This is a genomic window from Curtobacterium sp. NPDC086286, assembly GCF_044746255.1.
In the GTDB taxonomy this organism is placed as follows: Bacteria; Actinomycetota; Actinomycetes; order Actinomycetales; family Microbacteriaceae; genus Curtobacterium.
Window position 1 is genome coordinate 42,088 of sequence record NZ_JBIVBW010000002.1, and the last position, 16,866, is coordinate 58,953.

General features: G+C 72.5%; 17 protein-coding genes. 12 read left to right on the forward strand and 5 right to left on the reverse strand.

The features are described 5' to 3' along the window. Window positions 1-153 precede the first annotated feature (153 nt). The 3 genes from ACIPKM_RS03670 to idi all read right to left on the reverse strand — a co-directional run bounded on the left by ACIPKM_RS03670 (window position 154) and on the right by idi (window position 2,651). Window positions 154-1,203 carry a magnesium and cobalt transport protein CorA gene (locus ACIPKM_RS03670; protein ID WP_402736200.1) on the reverse strand — a complete coding sequence of 350 codons (1,050 nt, stop codon included), beginning with the start codon at window positions 1,201-1,203 and terminating at the stop codon, window positions 154-156. Window positions 1,204-1,453: 250 nt separating this feature from the next. Next, complete coding sequence (locus ACIPKM_RS03675; protein WP_071294384.1) at window positions 1,454-2,056, reverse strand: glycerol-3-phosphate responsive antiterminator; 603 nt, start codon at window positions 2,054-2,056, stop codon at window positions 1,454-1,456. Between the two features lie 52 nt (window positions 2,057-2,108). Continuing rightward, on the reverse strand, window positions 2,109-2,651 hold the full coding sequence (idi, locus tag ACIPKM_RS03680; RefSeq protein WP_070417109.1) for an isopentenyl-diphosphate Delta-isomerase: 543 nt from the start codon (window positions 2,649-2,651) through the stop codon (window positions 2,109-2,111). Between the two features lie 21 nt (window positions 2,652-2,672). On the opposite strand from idi, the gene ACIPKM_RS03685 reads away from it, so the two are divergent. The 11 genes from ACIPKM_RS03685 to ACIPKM_RS03735 all read left to right on the forward strand — a co-directional run bounded on the left by ACIPKM_RS03685 (window position 2,673) and on the right by ACIPKM_RS03735 (window position 12,231). Continuing rightward, window positions 2,673-3,731: a polyprenyl synthetase family protein gene (locus ACIPKM_RS03685; RefSeq protein WP_402736201.1), complete on the forward strand. Its 1,059-nt coding sequence runs from the start codon at window positions 2,673-2,675 to the stop codon at window positions 3,729-3,731. Next, complete coding sequence (locus tag ACIPKM_RS03690; protein WP_402736202.1) at window positions 3,728-4,660, forward strand: phytoene/squalene synthase family protein; 933 nt, start codon at window positions 3,728-3,730, stop codon at window positions 4,658-4,660. Before ACIPKM_RS03685 ends, ACIPKM_RS03690 begins: the two co-directional genes overlap by 4 nt. Further along, window positions 4,657-6,288 carry a phytoene desaturase family protein gene (gene crtI, locus ACIPKM_RS03695; protein WP_083295095.1) on the forward strand — a complete coding sequence of 544 codons (1,632 nt, stop codon included), beginning with the start codon at window positions 4,657-4,659 and terminating at the stop codon, window positions 6,286-6,288. The genes ACIPKM_RS03690 and crtI overlap by 4 nt, the downstream gene beginning before the upstream one ends. Further along, window positions 6,288-6,629: a lycopene cyclase domain-containing protein gene (locus tag ACIPKM_RS03700; RefSeq protein ID WP_071294388.1), complete on the forward strand. Its 342-nt coding sequence runs from the start codon at window positions 6,288-6,290 to the stop codon at window positions 6,627-6,629. The genes crtI and ACIPKM_RS03700 overlap by 1 nt, the downstream gene beginning before the upstream one ends. Then, complete coding sequence (locus tag ACIPKM_RS03705) at window positions 6,626-7,006, forward strand: lycopene cyclase domain-containing protein (RefSeq protein ID WP_402736203.1); 381 nt, start codon at window positions 6,626-6,628, stop codon at window positions 7,004-7,006. The genes ACIPKM_RS03700 and ACIPKM_RS03705 overlap by 4 nt, the downstream gene beginning before the upstream one ends. After that, entirely contained in the window at window positions 7,003-7,929 is a 927-nt protein-coding gene (locus tag ACIPKM_RS03710; protein WP_070417104.1) for a prenyltransferase, read from the forward strand. The genes ACIPKM_RS03705 and ACIPKM_RS03710 overlap by 4 nt, the downstream gene beginning before the upstream one ends. Before the next feature lie 70 nt (window positions 7,930-7,999). Further along, entirely contained in the window at window positions 8,000-9,043 is a 1,044-nt protein-coding gene (locus tag ACIPKM_RS03715; protein WP_402736204.1) for a Gfo/Idh/MocA family protein, read from the forward strand. 408 nt (window positions 9,044-9,451) lie between these two features. Next, entirely contained in the window at window positions 9,452-9,970 is a 519-nt protein-coding gene (locus ACIPKM_RS03720) for a hypothetical protein (protein WP_071294391.1), read from the forward strand. Window positions 9,971-9,974: 4 nt separating this feature from the next. After that, complete coding sequence (locus ACIPKM_RS03725) at window positions 9,975-11,006, forward strand: YihY/virulence factor BrkB family protein (protein WP_070417101.1); 1,032 nt, start codon at window positions 9,975-9,977, stop codon at window positions 11,004-11,006. A 36-nt stretch (window positions 11,007-11,042) separates the two neighbouring features. Next, on the forward strand, window positions 11,043-11,525 hold the full coding sequence (locus tag ACIPKM_RS03730) for a DedA family protein (protein ID WP_083403129.1): 483 nt from the start codon (window positions 11,043-11,045) through the stop codon (window positions 11,523-11,525). 10 nt (window positions 11,526-11,535) lie between these two features. Continuing rightward, window positions 11,536-12,231, forward strand: coding sequence for an SDR family oxidoreductase (locus ACIPKM_RS03735; RefSeq protein WP_071294492.1), 696 nt, complete (start codon window positions 11,536-11,538; stop codon window positions 12,229-12,231). Between the two features lie 21 nt (window positions 12,232-12,252). On the opposite strand, the gene ACIPKM_RS03740 is transcribed toward ACIPKM_RS03735, so the two are convergent. Continuing rightward, window positions 12,253-13,827: an ABC-F family ATP-binding cassette domain-containing protein gene (locus tag ACIPKM_RS03740; RefSeq protein WP_402736205.1), complete on the reverse strand. Its 1,575-nt coding sequence runs from the start codon at window positions 13,825-13,827 to the stop codon at window positions 12,253-12,255. 288 nt (window positions 13,828-14,115) lie between these two features. Here ACIPKM_RS03740 and ACIPKM_RS03745 point away from each other — a divergent pair, with 288 nt between their 5' ends. Beyond that, the gene (locus tag ACIPKM_RS03745; protein WP_071294394.1) at window positions 14,116-14,535 is read left to right on the forward strand and encodes a DUF3151 domain-containing protein; all 420 of its coding nucleotides are present in this window, start codon (window positions 14,116-14,118) and stop codon (window positions 14,533-14,535) included. A 264-nt stretch (window positions 14,536-14,799) separates the two neighbouring features. Here ACIPKM_RS03745 and ACIPKM_RS03750 read toward each other — a convergent pair whose 3' ends face one another. Further along, a complete protein-coding gene (locus ACIPKM_RS03750; RefSeq protein WP_402736206.1) occupies window positions 14,800-16,779 on the reverse strand; it encodes an Ig-like domain-containing protein in 1,980 nt (659 codons plus the stop codon). Window positions 16,780-16,866: the final 87 nt, after the last annotated feature.

Genomic DNA, 16,866 nt, shown 5'->3' on the forward strand with positions numbered 1-16,866 from the left:
CACCCCGGTGGGGTTGGTGCCGCCCCCCACCGCCCGGGGGGGGGGGGGGGGGGGGGGGGTCGCGCCCCCCCCCCCCCCGCCCCCCCCCCGGGGGGGGGGCGGGGGGGGGGGGGCCCCGGGGCCCCCGCGCCTCCCGTCCGTCGCTGCGACCGTCTAGAGCCAGTTGCGCTTGCGGAAGATCGCCCAGAGCACGCCCATCAGGGCGAGCATCCCGAGGATCGCGACCGGGTAGCCGTACCGCCAGTGGAGCTCGGGCATGTGGTCGAAGTTCATCCCGTAGACCCCCGCGATGAGTCCCGGGGCGAAGAGGATCGCCGCCCACGAGGAGATCTTCTTGACCTCCTCGCCCTGCCGGTGCGCGGCGCGTGCGAGCTGCCGGCTCTCCTCGCCCTGCGCGAGGCTGGCGCTCGTCATGCGGCGCATCGCCTCGTTCTGCTCCTGCGACACCAGGGTCGCGTGCAGCGTCAGGGCGTTCTCGAGCAGGGCCCGGAACGAGTCCACCCGCTCCGTGACCCGCAGTGCGTGGTCGAGCACGTTCCGCAGACGGTGCTGGACCTCGTCGTCGACGCCGTACTTGTCGGCGCCGCGGAGCAGCCCCTTCACCATCGCGGGAACCGGCTTCGTGGCGCGCTGGAAGGCCAGGACCTCGCTGAGGAGCTGGTAGATCCGCTTCGAGACGCCGGGGTCGACCTGCCCGGCGAACAGCTGGTCCTCGATGGCGTCGACGTGGTCCTGCAGGATCTCGACCACGGGGGCGTACCCGTCGACGACCTCGTCGAGGACGGCGGCGGTGACGGCCTCGGAGCCCCGGGCGAGGAACTCCGGGTCGGCCTCGACCCGGGCACGGAGCGCCGCCAGGTCGGGACGCTCGGCGTGCCGGACGCTCACCACGAACCGGTCGCCGACGAACAGGTGCACCTCACCGAACTCGACGGCCTCGGCAGTGACGTCGAACCACGCGGGTCGGAGCACCAGGAAGAGCGTGTCGCCGTACCGCTCGAGCTTCGCGCGCTGGTGTCCCTTGCGGGCGTCCTCCACCGCGTTCTCGTGCAGGTCGAACTCGGTCGCGACGGCCTCGAGCTCGGTGTCGTCCGGGCGGAAGAGCCCGATCCAGGCGAGGTCGCCCCCGGTGGCGAGCGACAGGGTCGACGGTGACCCGACGCGACGTCCCTCGACGTAGATCGCGTTGTCGATCAGTGCCATGTGCGTGCTCCTCTCGGGAGCAGGCAGGCGCGAAGTGACCCCGGAGTGGTCCGGGGGAGGGGTTTGCTCAGCGAACGGGCACGGCGACGACCGTCAGGGGCGGCCGGCCCGATCGAGGATGGTCACCCGACATCGCGCCTCACCTGCCCTTCTGCTGGTCCGTCGGCCGCGGTGCGCAGCCTCGTGGCCACACCCGTGACCGACGGCCGACCCTACTCCGTCGAGTCGGCGGAGCCAAGTGAACGAACGCTCACATGCCCCAGACGTCGCGGTTCGACGACGCGACCGCGACCGCTCCGGCACCGAGGGCGGCCATCACGTCGGCCTTGTCGCACACCAGGCCGCCGGCGATGACCGGCACGGCGGTGTCGTCCCGGAGCCACGTGATCACGCGCGGCATGCACCCGGGCAGGATCTCGATCGCGTCGGGTCCGGCCTGCTCGACCACGCGGGGGAGCTGGTGGTACGAGAACGAGTCGACGAGGAAGAAGCGCTGCACGGCGACGAGCCCGGCGCGCTTGGCGGCCCGGACGAGGTTCGACTTGGTGGAGAGCACGCCGTCCGCTCGGGTGTGCTCGGCGATCCACGTCACGACGACGTCCCGGGCAGCGAAGCCGTCGAGCAGGTCGACGTCCACGAGCACGGTCTTGCCGGCGTCCTTCGCCCGGGCGACGATGTCCGCGACGTCGAGGACGCTGCCGTAGAGCACGAAGACGACGCCCCGGTCGGAGGCCAGTACCTCGTCGAGCGCGGAGGCGTCCTTCACGCTGGCGATCACCGGGTCGTCGCGGAGTGCGTCGAGCACGGCGTCGGCCCCGGCCCGCGGCGCGACATCGCGTTCCGTCGTGGTCATACCGACCATTGTCGATGACGCGCCCTGACAATCGCGGGCGGGCGCGCGCGGGTCAGCGGGTGATGTGCAGACCGGCCGTCGCGAGCTCGGTGAGCTGCCACCCGAGCCACGGGCTCCACGCGAACGGCGCACCGGCGACCGACTCCCGCAGCGCGGCCTCGGAGACCCAGGCGTACTCGGCGACCTCGTCGTCGGCCGGAGCCGGGACGTCGTCGGTGACCGCGCGGAAGACCGGGCAGACCTCGTTCTCGACGATCCCGGAGGCGTCGACGGCGCGGTACCGGAAGTCCGGCAGCACGAGCTCGACGTCGCGGACGGTGATGCCGAGTTCACGCGAGGCCCGTCGGGCGATCGCGTCCTCGAACGACTCGTCGGGACCGGGGTGGCCGCAGAACGTGTTCGTCCACACCCCGGGCCACGTCTTCTTGGACAGCGCACGACGGGTCACCAGGACGTCGCCGTCGGTGTTCCGCACGTGGCACGAGAAGGCCAGGTGGAGGGGCGTGTGGTCGGTGTGCACCGTGAACTTGTCCGCCGTACCGATCGGGGTACGGTCATCGGCCAGGAGCACCACGGATTCAGGGAAAGTCGTCATCTGCATCGATAGGTTAGGCCAATGAGCGAGGAAGCGGCCACCGTGGCGCACATCGACCTCGCGCTCGTCGACGACTGCCTCGAGCGCTTCTTCGCCGTGTCGTCGGCTCGCGCCGAGCGGTACGGACGACCGTCTGGGGAACTCTGGCGGGTGCTCCGCAAGGCGAGCATGGGCGGGAAGCGCTTCCGCCCGCGCATGGTCCTCACCGCCTACACCGGCCTCGGCGGCGACGACCTGCACGCGGCCGCGCACGTCGGTGCCGCGTACGAGCTGCTGCACACCGCGCTCGTCGTGCACGACGACGTCATCGACCGTGACTGGTCGCGCCGCGGCCAGCCGAACGTCGCCGGGTCCTTCCGCGACACCGGCACGACGGGCGGCCTGCCGCTGCCCACCGCCGAGCACCGCGGCATGAGCGCCGCGGTCATCGCCGGCGACCTGGCGCTCGCGGGCGCACCCCGGTTCATCGAGTCGGCCGGCGTCACGGGTGACCGACGTGCCCGACTGCTCGAGCTCCTCGACGAGGCCGTGTTCGCCAGCGCCGCGGGCGAGATGACCGACGTCGACCTCGCCCTCGGGGTGATGCCGACGGTGGACGAGGTCCTGCAGATGGAGCGTGCGAAGACGAGCGTGTACTCGTTCGAGGCGCCACTGCAGTCCGGTGCGGTGCTGGCCGGAGCCCCCGAACCGATCGTCGAGGCGCTCGGCGCCTTCGGCCGCGAGATCGGGATCGCCTACCAGATCGTCGACGACCTGCTGGGGGTCTTCGGCGACGAGGGCACGACCGGCAAGACCGTCCTCGGCGACCTGCGCGAGGGCAAGCGCACGATGCTGATCGCCCACGCCGCGACGACCGAGTGCTGGCCGGACATCGCGCCGTACCTCGGCGACCCGGACCTCAGCGAGGAGCGCGCGGCCGAACTCCGTGCGACCCTTGTCACCTGCGGCGCCCGGGCCGCCGCCGAATCGCGGATCGCCGAGCACACCGCACTCGCCCGTGCCGAGCTCGCCGGACTGCCGTACGACCTCGCCGACCGCCTGGAGGCCCTCGTGACCGAACTCGTGGAGCGCGCCCGGTGAGCCACAGCCGAACGGAGCCGCGTCCCACGACCCGGCTCCCGCTCTACGACGCCACGGCCGAGGCCGCGTCGGGCGTCGTCATCGACCGGTACTCGACGTCCTTCGGGCTCGCCAGCCGGCTGCTCACGAAGGACACGCGTGAGCACATCCGCAACGTGTACGCCCTCGTCCGGGTCGCCGACGAGGTCGTCGACGGACCCGCGACCGAGGCCGGACTCGACCACGACCTCGCCCGGACGGTCCTCGACGAGCTCGAGGCCGACACCGAGCGGGCGATCGCGCTCGGCTTCTCCGTCAACCCGGTGGTGCACGCCTTCGCCCGGACCGCACGGGTCACCGGGTTCGGCCCGGAGCTCACGCGGCCGTTCTTCGCCTCGATGCGGATGGACCTCGAGCGGACCGAGCACGACCAGGAGTCCTTCGACCGCTACGTGTACGGCTCGGCCGAGGTGGTGGGCCTGATGTGCCTGCGCGCGTTCGTCCACCGCGCCGGCCGGCCGACGTTCGACGGCACCGTGCTCGTCGACGGCGCCCGAGCGCTCGGTGCCGCGTTCCAGAAGGTGAACTTCCTGCGCGACCTGCACGCCGACTTCGAGGTGCTCGGTCGCTCCTACTTCCCGGGGGTCGACATCCGCAGCTTCGACGAGGCGACGAAGGAACGACTGGTCGCCGACGTCCAGTCCGACCTCGACCGGGCCGCCCGCACCGTCCGACTGCTGCCGGCCGACGCGCGGAACGCCGTCGGCCTGGCGCACGCGCTCTTCCAGGAGCTCAACGACCGCATCGCCGCCACGCCCGCCGACCGCCTGGTCACCACCCGGGTGCGCGTCCCGAACCCGGTGAAGGTCCGCCTGGCCGCGCAGGTGCTCGCCGGACGTGCGCCGCTGCGGTCGCGCGCGACCCACCACCGGACGGGAGGCACGGCGTGACCCCGCCCCGCGCCTCCAGTCCGAAGGATGCCGGCACCACGACCAAGCGCAAGGTGCCCGCCCGACGTGCCGTCGTCATCGGCGGCGGCATCAGCGGACTCGCGTCCGCCGCCCTGCTCGCGCGGGACGGCTTCTCGGTGACCGTGCTCGAGCAGCGCGGGCAGCTCGGCGGCCGCGCCGGGTCGTGGGAGCAGGACGGCTTCCGGTTCGACACGGGCCCGTCCTGGTACCTCATGCCCGAGGTGTTCGACCACTTCTTCCAGCTGCTCGGCACCTCGGCCGACGCCGAACTCGACCTCGAGAAGCTCGACCCCGGGTACCGCGTGTACAGCGAGGGCTACGACGACCCGATCGACCTCCGTGCCGACAGGGAGGCGAACATCGCCCTGTTCGAGTCCGTCGAGCCGGGCGCCGGCAGACGGATGCGGAAGTACCTGGCCTCGTCCGAGGACACCTACGCGATGGCGATCCGCCGGTTCCTCTACACGACCTTCCAGGACCTCACGAAGCTCGCTGCCCCCGACGTCCTCCGCCGGCTGCCGAAGCTCGCGCGCCTCCTCATCGAGCCGCTCTCGACCTTCGCCGAGTCCGCGGTCAAGGACCGCCGCCTGTGGCAGGTCCTCGGCTACCCGGCGGTGTTCCTCGGCACGAGCCCGTACGCGGCGCCGAGCATGTACCACCTCATGAGCCACCTCGACCTCGCCGACGGGGTGCTCTACCCGAAGGGCGGCATCACCGAGGTCATCTCCGCCGTCGAACGCGTCGCCCGCCGTGAGGGCGCGAAGATCATCGCCGGCGCCAAGGTCGAGCGCATCGTCGTCGAGGACGGCCACGTCACCGGTGTCGTCCACCGCGACCGCGCGGGAGCGCAGCACACGGCGCCCGCCGACCTCGTGGTGAGCGCCGCCGACCTCCGGCACACCGAGCTGCAGCTGCTCGACGCAGAGCACCGCACGTACCCCGCCGCACACTGGGCGAAGCGCGACCCGGGGCCGAGCGCGGTGCTCGTCTACCTCGGCGTCGACGGGCCCGTGCCGGGGCTGCTGCACCACACGCTGGTGTTCACCGAGGACTGGAAGGCGAACTTCGGCGCGATCTTCGGTGCCGACCGGCACGTCCCCGACCCGGCGTCGATCTACGTCTGCGCTCCCTCGGAGACCGACGCCTCGGTCGCACCGCGGGGATCGAGCAACCTGTTCATCCTCGTGCCGCTGCCCGCCGACCTGTCGATCGGCAAGGGCGGCATCGACGGTGCCGGCGACTACGAGGTCGAGCGGATCGCCGACCGCGCCATCGACGTCGTCGCCGAGCGTGCCGGCGTGCCGGACCTCCGCGACCGGATCCGGGTCCGCCGGACGATCGGTCCCCGCGACTTCGCCGACGACTACAACGCCTGGAGCGGCTCGATGCTCGGGCCGGCGCACACCCTGAAGCAGAGCGCGTTCTTCCGCGAGAAGAACGCCTCGGCGAAGGTCGACGGGCTCTACTACGCCGGTGCCTCGACGATCCCGGGCATCGGGTTGCCGATGTGCCTGATCAGCGCCGAGGTGCTCCTCAAGCGCATCCACGGGGACACCAGCACCGAACCGCTCCCGGCACCGCTCCGGCGGCCCGGCGCCACTGACTGATGCCCGGGCTCTACCTCGCCGGGCTGCTGGTGTCGCTCGTCGGCATGACCGTCCTCGACGCCCGGCTGCACCTGTTCTTCTGGCGGGCGCCGTGGCGGGCGGCGGCCGTGATGGTCGTCGGCGTGGCGTTCTTCATGCTGTGGGACGTGCTCGGGGTCGCCCTCGGCATCTTCTTCATCGGGCCGCAGAACCTGCTGACCGGGGTCCTCCTCGCGCCGGACGTCCCGCTCGAGGAGCTCTTCTTCCTCCTGCTGCTCTGCTACACGACCATGAACCTGGTCGGCTTCGTGCAGCCCCTCGTCGCGCGGGGCCTGCGGCGGGCCGAGCGGAGCCGATCGTGACCGGCTCCGGCGCGTACGCCCTCCTCGCGCTGCCGTTCTTCGCCGCGGTCGCGGTGGTCGCCGTCGCCGCCGGGATCGTCGCCGCAGGACGTGCTCGTGCCCGGGGCCGCCGCGCACCGACCGGCCGACGGATCGCCCTCGTGACCGGACTCGTCGCCGGCATCGCCCTGCTCGTCATGACCATCGTGTTCGACAACGTCATCGTGACGCTGCGGATCGTGGCGTACGACCCGGCGCTCATCAGTGGTGCGAAGATCGGGGCGATCCCGGTCGAGGACCTCGCGTACTCGATCGCCGCGATCGTGCTGCTCCCCAGCCTGTGGGTCCTGTTCGACCGACCCACCCGGCCATCCCACGAAGAGGAACCGACCCGATGAACGCGAGCACCGCCTCCAGGCCGTCGACCCTGCGCGCCCTGTTCGTGTCGTCCCGGCCGATCAGCTGGGTGAACACCGCCTACCCGTTCGGCGCCGCTTACCTGCTCGGCAGCGGGGTCGGCGTCGAGGGCGGCGGCGGGTTCTCGCTCGTCGCGTTCCTCGTCGGCGTCGTGTACTTCCTCGTGCCCTACAACCTGGCGATGTACGGCATCAACGACGTCTTCGACTACGAGTCCGACCTGCGGAACCCGCGCAAGGGCGGGGTCGAGGGTGCCCTGCTCGACAAGAGCGTGCACCGCACCACGCTGTGGGCCGTCGTCGTCACGAACGTGCCGTTCCTGGTCGCGCTCGTCGTGCTCGGCGCGGTGTCCGGCAACGGGCCGTGGTCGTGGCTCGTCCTCGCGATCAGCGTGTTCGCCGTCATCGCCTACTCGGCACCGGGGCTGCGCTTCAAGGAGAAGCCGTTCCTCGACTCGCTCACGTCGAGCACCCATTTCGTCTCGCCGGCGATCTACGGCCTGGCGCTCGCCGGCCCGCACTGGACCGGCCAGCTCGTCGCCGTGTGCGTGGCGTTCTTCCTGTGGGGCGTGGCGTCGCACGCGTTCGGTGCCGTGCAGGACGTCCTCGCCGACCGGGCCGGCGGGATCGGCTCCGTGGCGACCGTCATCGGTGCCCGCGCCACCGTGCGCCTGGCGTTCGTGGCGTACCTCGTGGCCGGTGTCGCGCTGCTGTTCTCGGCGTTCCCTGGTCCGATCGCCGCGATCGTCGTGGTGCCGTACGCCCTCAACGTGCTGCCGTGGTGGAACGTCACCGACGCGGGCGCCGAGTCCGCGAACGCCGGGTGGAAGCGGTTCCTCTGGATCAACTACCTCGCCGGGTTCATCGTGACGATGGCACTCATCGCGTACGCGTTCACGCACTGACCCGTGCCCTGACAGACTGGACGCACGCGCCGCGGGAGTCGTGGGGCGCCAGCCACGAAGGAGTGCACGCATGACGGTCCGGATCATCCACGTCGGTCTCGGAGGGTGGGGCGGCAACTGGGCCCGCACCGCCATCCCGGAGGTCACCGAAGTGGAGGTGGTCGGGATCGTCGACCCGGTCCCGGCGACACTGGACGCCGTGCGGTCGGATCTCGGCCTGCCGGAGTCGGCGGCGTTCGCGTCCCTCACCGAGGCGCTCGTCGGGGTCGAAGCCGATGCCGTCGTGATCACCGCCCCCGCCGTGACGCACGTGCCGCTCGCCCTCGAGGCGCTCGAGGCCGGCAAGCACGTCCTCGTCGAGAAGCCCTTCGCCAACACCACGGACGAGGCCGTCACCGCGGTCCGTCGTGCCGAGGAGCTCGGGCTCGTGCTCCAGGTCAGCCAGAACTACCGCTGGTACCCGGCCCCCCGGGTCGTGCAGGACCTGCTCGCCGCGAGCACCGTCGGCGAGCTCTCGGCGATCAACGTCGACTTCCGGCAGTGGGACAACGACCTCGCGTTCGAGGAGCACCCGCACTACCGGTTCCCGCACGCGATGATCAACGACATGGCGATCCACCACTTCGACCTCCTCCGGATGATCACCGGTCGCGAGGCCGTCCGCGTGTTCGCGAAGTCGTCGTACCCGTCGTACAGCAAGTACCAGGACGAAGCCGTCGCCTCGATGATCATCGAACTCGACGACGGCCTCGTGGTCAGCTACCGCGGCAGCTGGCTCTCGCGCGGCCCCCGGACGGCCTGGGCGGGCGAGTGGAGCATCCAGGGCGAGGACGGCGAACTGTGGTTCACGAGCCGCTCGGGGGAGCCGAACGCGGTGGCCGGGGACCGCGTGACGGTCCGCCGGACGCAGGACGACGAGGCCGAGGCGGTCGAGCTGCCGACGATGGCGCACACCGACCGGCAGGGCGGGCTGCAGGCCTTCGCGCGCTCGGTGTCCGGTGGTCCCGCGCCGGCGACGAGCGGTCGCGACAACCTGCGGAGTCTCGCGCTGATGGAGGCGGCGGGCCGCTCCGCGGCGTCGGGCCTGCCCGAGGACGTCGTCGTCCCGTCCTGACGCCCGGCGGGCCGGCTTCGCGAAAGCGACAGTCTGCCGCCGCGGTCCCGCGGCACCCTGTCGCTTCCGCGGCACAGGCGACGGGCCGGCCCACGGATCTGTCGCTCCGGCGGCACGGACTGGAGGCGCGGTGCGGGCCCGACCCGCGCCTCCAGGCCGCCGTCTGGTCACGCTCCCGCCCCGCGAAAGCGACAGTCTGCCGCCGCGTTCCCGCGGCACCCTGTCGCTTTCGCGACACGGACGGCGGGCCGGCCCGCGGATCTGTCGCTTTCGCGGCACCGGCACCGGCACCGGCACCGGCGCCGGTACCGGCACCGGCACCGGCGGTGCCCGCCGGCCGCGTCCGCCGTGCGCGGGACACGCCCGGGGCTGGACACGACCCCGGCCCGAGCGTGTACGAAATGGGGAATGGCCAAGGACAGTCTCCCCGAGCTCGAACTCGCGAACGTCCGCACACGTGAGGGCATCACGGACACCGTGACCGAGATCCGACGGCGTGCGGACATCCCGGCGCGCGCCCGCCTGGCGATCGCGAAGACCAAGCAGCGCTGGCACCGCGACCCCACCCCGCTCGTGGCGATGGGCGTGACCGCTGCAGCCGGTGTCGCGGCGATCGTCGTCGGCATCGCGATCCGGAACAACCCCGCCGGGCACCTCGCCGAGCCGCCCGCCTCGTCGGCCTTCACCGCGCTGCTGCCGTTCGGGGCCCGTGGTGGCGACGGCCCGGGCGCCGCCGAGCAGAGCCAGCCCGGACGCAAGGGGCGCAAGGCCCGTGCGAAGGCCGCCGAGGAGTCGCTCGAACGCGACCCGCAGCACCGCGCACGCGGCAAGCAGCGCGCCGGGATCGCCGCGGTCCAGCGCCGCGCGACGAAGAACCGCAAGCAGGCCGCCAAGCGTTCGAAGCAGGCACTGAAGGCGAGGGGGTAGTCCCGTGGCACGCGAGCAGCACAAACCCGAACCCGACGACCCCCGCAAGCCCGACAGCCCGGCGGACCTCACCAAGCCCACGCTGGTCTACACGCTGAAGAAGACGCTCCGCGAGTTCTCCAGCGACCAGTGCACCGACCTCGCCGCGAGCCTGACCTACTACACCGTGCTCGCGCTCTTCCCCGGTCTGCTGGCCGTGGTGTCGATCCTCGGGCTCGTGTCCGACCCGAAGAAGACGATCGACACGCTGCTCGACCTCGTCAACAACATCGGTGGCGAGCAGGTCGTCAGCCTGCTCCGGGACCCCATCGAGGGACTCGTGCGCTCGCCCGCGGCGCCGATCACGTTCATCGTCGGTGTGGTCGGTGCGCTCTGGTCGGCCTCCGGCTACGTCGGCGCGTTCGGCCGCGCGATGAACCGGATCTACAACGTCCGCGAGGGGCGTCCGATCTGGAAGCTCCGCCCGACCATGCTCGGCGTCACGCTCTTCACCGTCGTCCTGCTCGTCCTCGGGCTGCTCGCGCTCGTGTCCGGCCCGCTCGCCCGCAGCTTCGGCGACGTGATCGGGCTCGGCGACGCCGCCGCGACCGTCCTGAGCATCGTGCAGTGGCCGATCCTGCTCGTCATCGCGATCATCGTCGTCGCGGTGCTCTACTACTGGGCGCCGAACGTCAAGCAGCCGAAGTTCCGGTGGGTCAGCGGCGGGTCGATCGTGGCCATCCTGATCCTCGTCATCGCCAGCGTCGGGTTCGGCTTCTACGTCGGGAACTTCTCGAACTACAACGCCACGTACGGATCCCTCGGTGGCGTGATCGTCTTCCTGCTGTGGGTGTGGATCACGAACAACGCGCTGCTCTTCGGCGCGGAGTTCGACGCCGAGCTCGAGCGTGGACGGCAGCTGCAGGCCGGCATCCGTGCGGAGGAGGACATCCAGCTCCCCGAACGCGACACCCGGCAGATCGAGAAGCAGGACGAGAAGCGCGCGCAGGACGTCCTGGACGGCATCAAGATCCGCGAGGACGCCGACCGCCGCTGACGGGACATTCCCGGTCGGGGTCGCTACGGTTCGCCCGTGCCGTCCTTCCTCGAGGGGCTCCCGTTCTGGTGGCTGGTCCTCGCGCTCTTCGTCGTGGTGCTCTGCCGCGCGCAGGCGACCTACTGGCTGGCACGGCTCGCGGTCACCGGCGCGGCGCGGTCCCGCTGGGGTCGCTGGCTCGACTCTGCGGCGGTCCGTCGGGGTTCGGCGCTGCTCGACCGCTGGGGGCTGCCCGTCGTCACGGTCAGCTTCCTCACCGTGGGGCTGCAGACGATCATGAACGCGGCTGCCGGCATCGCCCGGGTGCCGTGGTGGCGGTACACGATCGCGATGGTCCCGGGGTGCGTGGCGTGGGCGTTCGTCTACGCGACGGTGGGGATCGCGCTGTTCTGGGCGGTGCTCGCGGCGTTCGCGGGGTCGCCGTGGGGCGTGGTCGTGCTCGTCGTGCTGGCGGCGGCCGCCGCGGTCGCCGTGTGGACGGTTCGGCGTCGTCGCCGGGCCGCCCCGCGGCTTCCGTAGGGTGGTGCGCATGACCGACACCGCGCCTCCCGTCCGTCCGACCGCACTCGTCACGGGCGCGACCCGTGGGATCGGCCGGGCCATCGCGCTCGACCTGGGACGCACGCACCACGTGCTCGTCGGCGGCCGGACCGCCGCAGCCGTGGACGCCCTCGTCGCCGAGCTGCCCAGCGCGTCGCCGTTCGTGGGCGACCTCGGCGCGGGCGAGTTCCCGCCGCTGCCGGAGCGCCTCGACGTCCTCGTGCACTCCGCCGGGGTCGAGCAGGGCACGACCGTCGCGGACACCCCGCGCGAGGTGTGGGAGCAGGTCTTCGCCACGAACGTGTTCGCGGTCGCCGAGCTGACGCGGCTCGCCCTCCCGGCCCTCCGCGCCGCGCACGGCATCGTCGTGCCGATCAACAGCGGCTCTGGGTTCCACTCCGGACCCGGCGGAGGCGTGTACGCGGCGTCGAAGTTCGCGCTCCGGGCGTTCGCCGACGCCCTGCGGGAAGAGGAACGGGCGAACGGCGTCCGGGTGTCGAGCGTGCACCCGGGCCGGACGGACTCGGACATGCAGCGGGCGCTGACCGAGAAGCTCGGCGAGGACTACGACACCGACTACTACCTCGCGCCCTCGGACGTGGCCGACGCCGTCCGGACCGTCGTCGACCTGCCGGAGCGGGGCACGATCGAGTCGCTGGCGATCCGACCGACGCGGCGGCGCTGACCCGCTGCGCCCAGGGGCGGGTCACCTGAGCTCGATGCGGGTGGTGAGGTCGAGGCGGTCGAGGAACGTCTCGTCGTGACTGACCACGACGAGGGCTCCCCGGTACGCCCGGAGCGCGTCCACGAGCTGGTCGACACTCGTCAGGTCGAGGTCGTTCGTCGGCTCGTCGAGCACCAGCAGCTGCGGCGGGGGATCCGCGAGCACGAGGCTCGCCAACGCCACGCGGAACCGCTCCCCGCCCGAGAGCGCGCCGGCCGGGCGGTCGACGGTGTCCCCACGGACCAGGAACTTCGCCAGCCGGTTCCGCACCTCGGCCGGCGGGACGTGCGGGGCATCCCGCCGGACGTTCTCGAGCACCGACAGCGCGTCGTCGAGTGAGTCCTTCCGCTGCGGCAGGTAGCCGATGCGGTCGACGTGCGGGACCGCAGTCGTGTCGGGCAACGGGTGCGCCCGCGCGCCGGGGACCCCGACGAGCTGCTCGAGCAGCGTCGTCTTGCCGACGCCGTTGTCCCCGGCGACCGCGATGCGCTCCGGACCCTGCACGATCGTCGCCCGCCCGCGCAGCGTGATGGTCGCGATCTGCCGCGATGCCGGCACGTCCGGGTCGGGGAGCGTCACGTGGATGGACTCGTCCGCACGCAGCCGTCCCTCGGCCTCGCGCTTGGTGGCGAGCGCGGCGGCCTCGTCCTCGGCGTACCCGGTGTGGAGCCGCCCGGCGGTCTGTTCGCCGCGCTTCCGCATCTCGTTCGCGAAGATCTTCGGCATCCCCTCGGCGGCCTTCACCCCGGACCGGGCACGACGGGCGATCTTCGTCTCGGCCTCGATGCGCTGCCGCTTCTCAGTGCGGTGTCGCTGCTCGGCGACCCGGACCTCGCGTTCGACGGCGGCCTGCTGCACCGCGAGGTGCTCCTCGAACGCGCTGAAGGTCCCGCCGAACACGGTCATGCCGCCCGCGCGGAGCTCGGCGACCTCGTCGACGTGTTCCAGGAGCTCGCGATCGTGGCTGACGACGACGAGGGCGCCCGGCCAGTCGTCGACCATGTCGAGCAACATGCTCCGCGCACGACGGTCGAGGTTGTTCGTCGGCTCGTCGAGGAACGCGATCGGGAGCCCCCGCAGCCGGATGCCGGCGACCGCCACGAGGACGGCCTGACCGCCGGACAGGGTGCTCACCGGACGCTCGAGGTCGGCGCCGATGCCGAGGCCGATGCCGTCGAGCGCCGCGGCCGCACGTTCCTCGAGGTCCCAGTCGTCGCCCACGGCGTCGAAGTGCTCCGGAGCGGCGTCACCGCCGAGGATCGCGCGGAGGGCCGTCAGGGTCGGACGGATGCGCAGGAGGTCGGCGACCGCGTCGTCATTCTGCGGTTGCAGGCGTTGCGGCAGGTGGTCGACGGGGCCGGACGTCGTGATGGTGCCGGACGTGGGGTGGAGCCGACCCGTGACCAGCCGGACGAGGGTCGACTTGCCGGCACCGTTCCTCCCGACCAGGCCGGTCCGGCCACGGCCGAAGGCGGTGGTGAGGTGGCTGAGCGCGACGGTGCCGTCGGGCCAGGCGAAACTGAGGTCGTTCAGGACGACGGACGGACTGACGGGCATACGGGTGCCTCCCCGGTGGTCGATACTGGGCGCACGACACCGGACCCGCCACGGGAGGGCGGAGCGCCCGACGGGGCGCGACGATCACGGTGTCAGCGCGAGGGCTGAGCAGATCCGGTGATCGACAGCAATTCGTCCACTTCCGTCGGGGAGCCCTGCGTGACCGCCACCCGCACCGCCGGTCGGTCGTCCCGCACCGGTGGCCTCGCGATGACGACGAGGACCAGGCCACGGTACGCCGGGAGTCTCGCGCCGCGCAAGGCCCTCGAGCCGTGACAGGCTGGGGGCATGCCGGAGAACCTGCTGCCGAACCCGACCGCGAACCCCGAGACGCTCCTGCCCGCCGAGCCGGAGGTGACCGCCGCCCTCGCCGCCGATGCTCCCGTCGCGAGCGTCGTGGTGTCGCACCCGGCGTCGAGCCTGGCGTGGGCGCTGCTCGCCGACGAGGCGTGGGAGCGTGGGGCGACCCTCGAGTCCTACGCCTACGCGCGGGTGGGGTACCACCGTGGGCTCGATGCGCTGCGGAAGGCGGGCTGGCGCGGTGCCGGGCCGGTGCCGTGGTCGCACGAGCCGAACCGGGGCGTGCTGCGGGCGCTGTTCGCGTTGCGGCGGGCGGCTTCGGCGATCGAGGAGCCGGGCGAGCCCGAGCGGCTGACGGAGTTCCTCGATGCGTCCGACCCGGCGGCGATCCCGGCGCTGAGCGCGTAGCGCGTGAGCGCAGGCGCGGGCGGTTCGTCGCTCGTCTCCGCCGGTGCGCGCATCTTTCGGGCTCGCTGACCGTTCTGGTTCGTGAAACCCGGGAATCGCGAACCAGAACGGTCACAAACGCCGTGGAACCTCCCTCTGCCTGCGCAGCGGGCTGGCTCGCGCCCGGCTGGCGCACGACGAAAGTCACCTCGAACCGCGCTTCCGCCTGGTTCGAGGTGACTTCCGTTGTGCGAGCCGCGCCGCCTCGCGGCGAGCCGCCGGCGGCTAGCGCGCGACCGCGGCCGCGGCCGCGCCCCGCCGCCGCCGCGCGAGCAGCACCCACGCACCCGCGGCGAGCAGCAGTGCCGCCACGGCCCCGGTGACGAGGACGGCCGGCCCGGACACGCCCGTGTACGCCAGCACTCCCCGCGCGCTCGCCCGCTCGGCCACGGCGTCGGACGCCCCGCGGTCACCAGCGCCTGAGGCAGCGCCCGGTCCCGAGCCTGAGCCGGCCCCCGGTCCCGCGCCGCCGCCCGAGCCCGAGCCCGCGCCCGGGCCCGGCGTCGGCGGTACGACCACCGACTCGACCGGCTCCACGACGACCCGGACGACCGCCACCACGGTCTGCCCCGCGTGCGTCGTCACCTGGTACCGCACTGCGGTCGCCGGTCCGGAGAACGACGACTCCGGGGTGAACGTCACCTGCGCACCCTCGACCGTCCAGACGCCCTCGCCGGGGACCCGGAGCCGCTTGCCGTCCGCCGAGAGCTCCGCCCCCTCGATCCCGTCGCCGCTCAAGCGCAGGGAGTCCGGGTCCGCCGAGCTCCCGTCGAGCGGGTCGTTCCCGAGGACGTCGATCGTCACCGGCTCGCCCTGCTTCGTCGTGCCCTCGTCGTCGGCCGCGACGGCCTCGGGCAGGACGACCTCGAACGCGGTCCGGTCGGCGTTGTTCGACAGGTCGACGTCGGTCACCGAACCGTCGAGCGCGATCGCGGGGCGGGCTGCGTCGAGGCGGTCGGTCGTGAAGTCCGTGACGCTCTCGACGGGCATCGTGTGGAGGCCGGAGCGGGTCGTCACCGGCACCGTCCCCCACACCGCGATCGTGACCGCACCACCGGGCGGGCCCGACCAGTCGGCGGCGACCGCACCCTGTCCCGCAGCGGCGCCGCACGTCGCCCCGGCCTCTGCACGGCACGTCCACCGCACGTCCGTCAGCGGCAGTCCCTCGGTCACCGCCACCGTGCGCGCGACGGCGTCGACCGCTCCGCCGATCGTCGCCGGCCCGTCGTTCACCGACCGCAGCTCGAACGTGACGTCCTCGCCGGGGGTGACCGGCGCGTTCGTCAGGGTGTGGGCTGTCGTGACGACGTCGGTCGGCTGCGTCGCCCGCAGGTTCCGGATCTCGTGGAACTGCGTCCGGCCACCGGTCGATGCGCTGAAGCCGAACCGCACCTGTTCCGGCAGCGCCGTGGCGGGGAGGTCGGCGCTGACGACCTCGCGCAGCTCGCTCGCGTCGGCGCCGGGGGCGGTCGGCTCGGACATCGAGACGAGCACCCGGATCCCGCCGGCGTCGGTCGGCAGCAGATCGATCTGCACGTGGCGGTGCGTGGCCGCCTCGGCCGTGGTCTCGCGGTCTTCGAGGAACCCGTCGCCGAGGTCCCCGGTGGTCGCGAGGACCGGGTAGCACTCGCGCTCCGGACCCCGGACGGTGATCGCGTTCGGGACGACGTCGGGACGCGCGAAGTTGCCGAACCGGTCGAACCCGATCCCGACGACCCCGCCGTCGAGGCCTTCCTCGCAGGGGCGGGTGCCGTCGTGGTAGCCGAGGCCGGCACCGACGGGCCCGATCGCGTCGAGCGGGACGGCGGCGTCCTGCAGGAAGAACCCGATCCCGTCGGCGTACCCGGTGTCCGTCGTGCTCCACATCCGCTGGTCGAACTCGACCGTCAGGCCGTGGCTGGAGTCGTAGGGCGACTCGTTGTAGACGGCGGAACTCACCCGCTTCGTGTCGTCGGTCAGCCGCAGCCACCGTCCGGCGGCGCCGTGGTCGACGATCGCCGCCTGTCCGTCGTCCGTCGCGATCCGGGTCCAGCCGGCGGGCATCGTCGTGCCGACCGGCAGTCCGACGAAGGGGTCGGTGACCGGGAACGGCGCGACCGCGTGCGCGGGGGACGTCGTGGCGACCGCGGTCGCGAGGCCGCCGCCGACCACCACGAGGGCGGTCAGGGCGGCGCTCGCGACGGCGCGCCTGGGAGTGCTGTGCATGGGGTCCTCTCTGCTGGTGGAGAAGACCCTTCCGGACGCCCGACACGGGCGCAAGGAATATGTATCAGATATACGACTTCCGGGCTG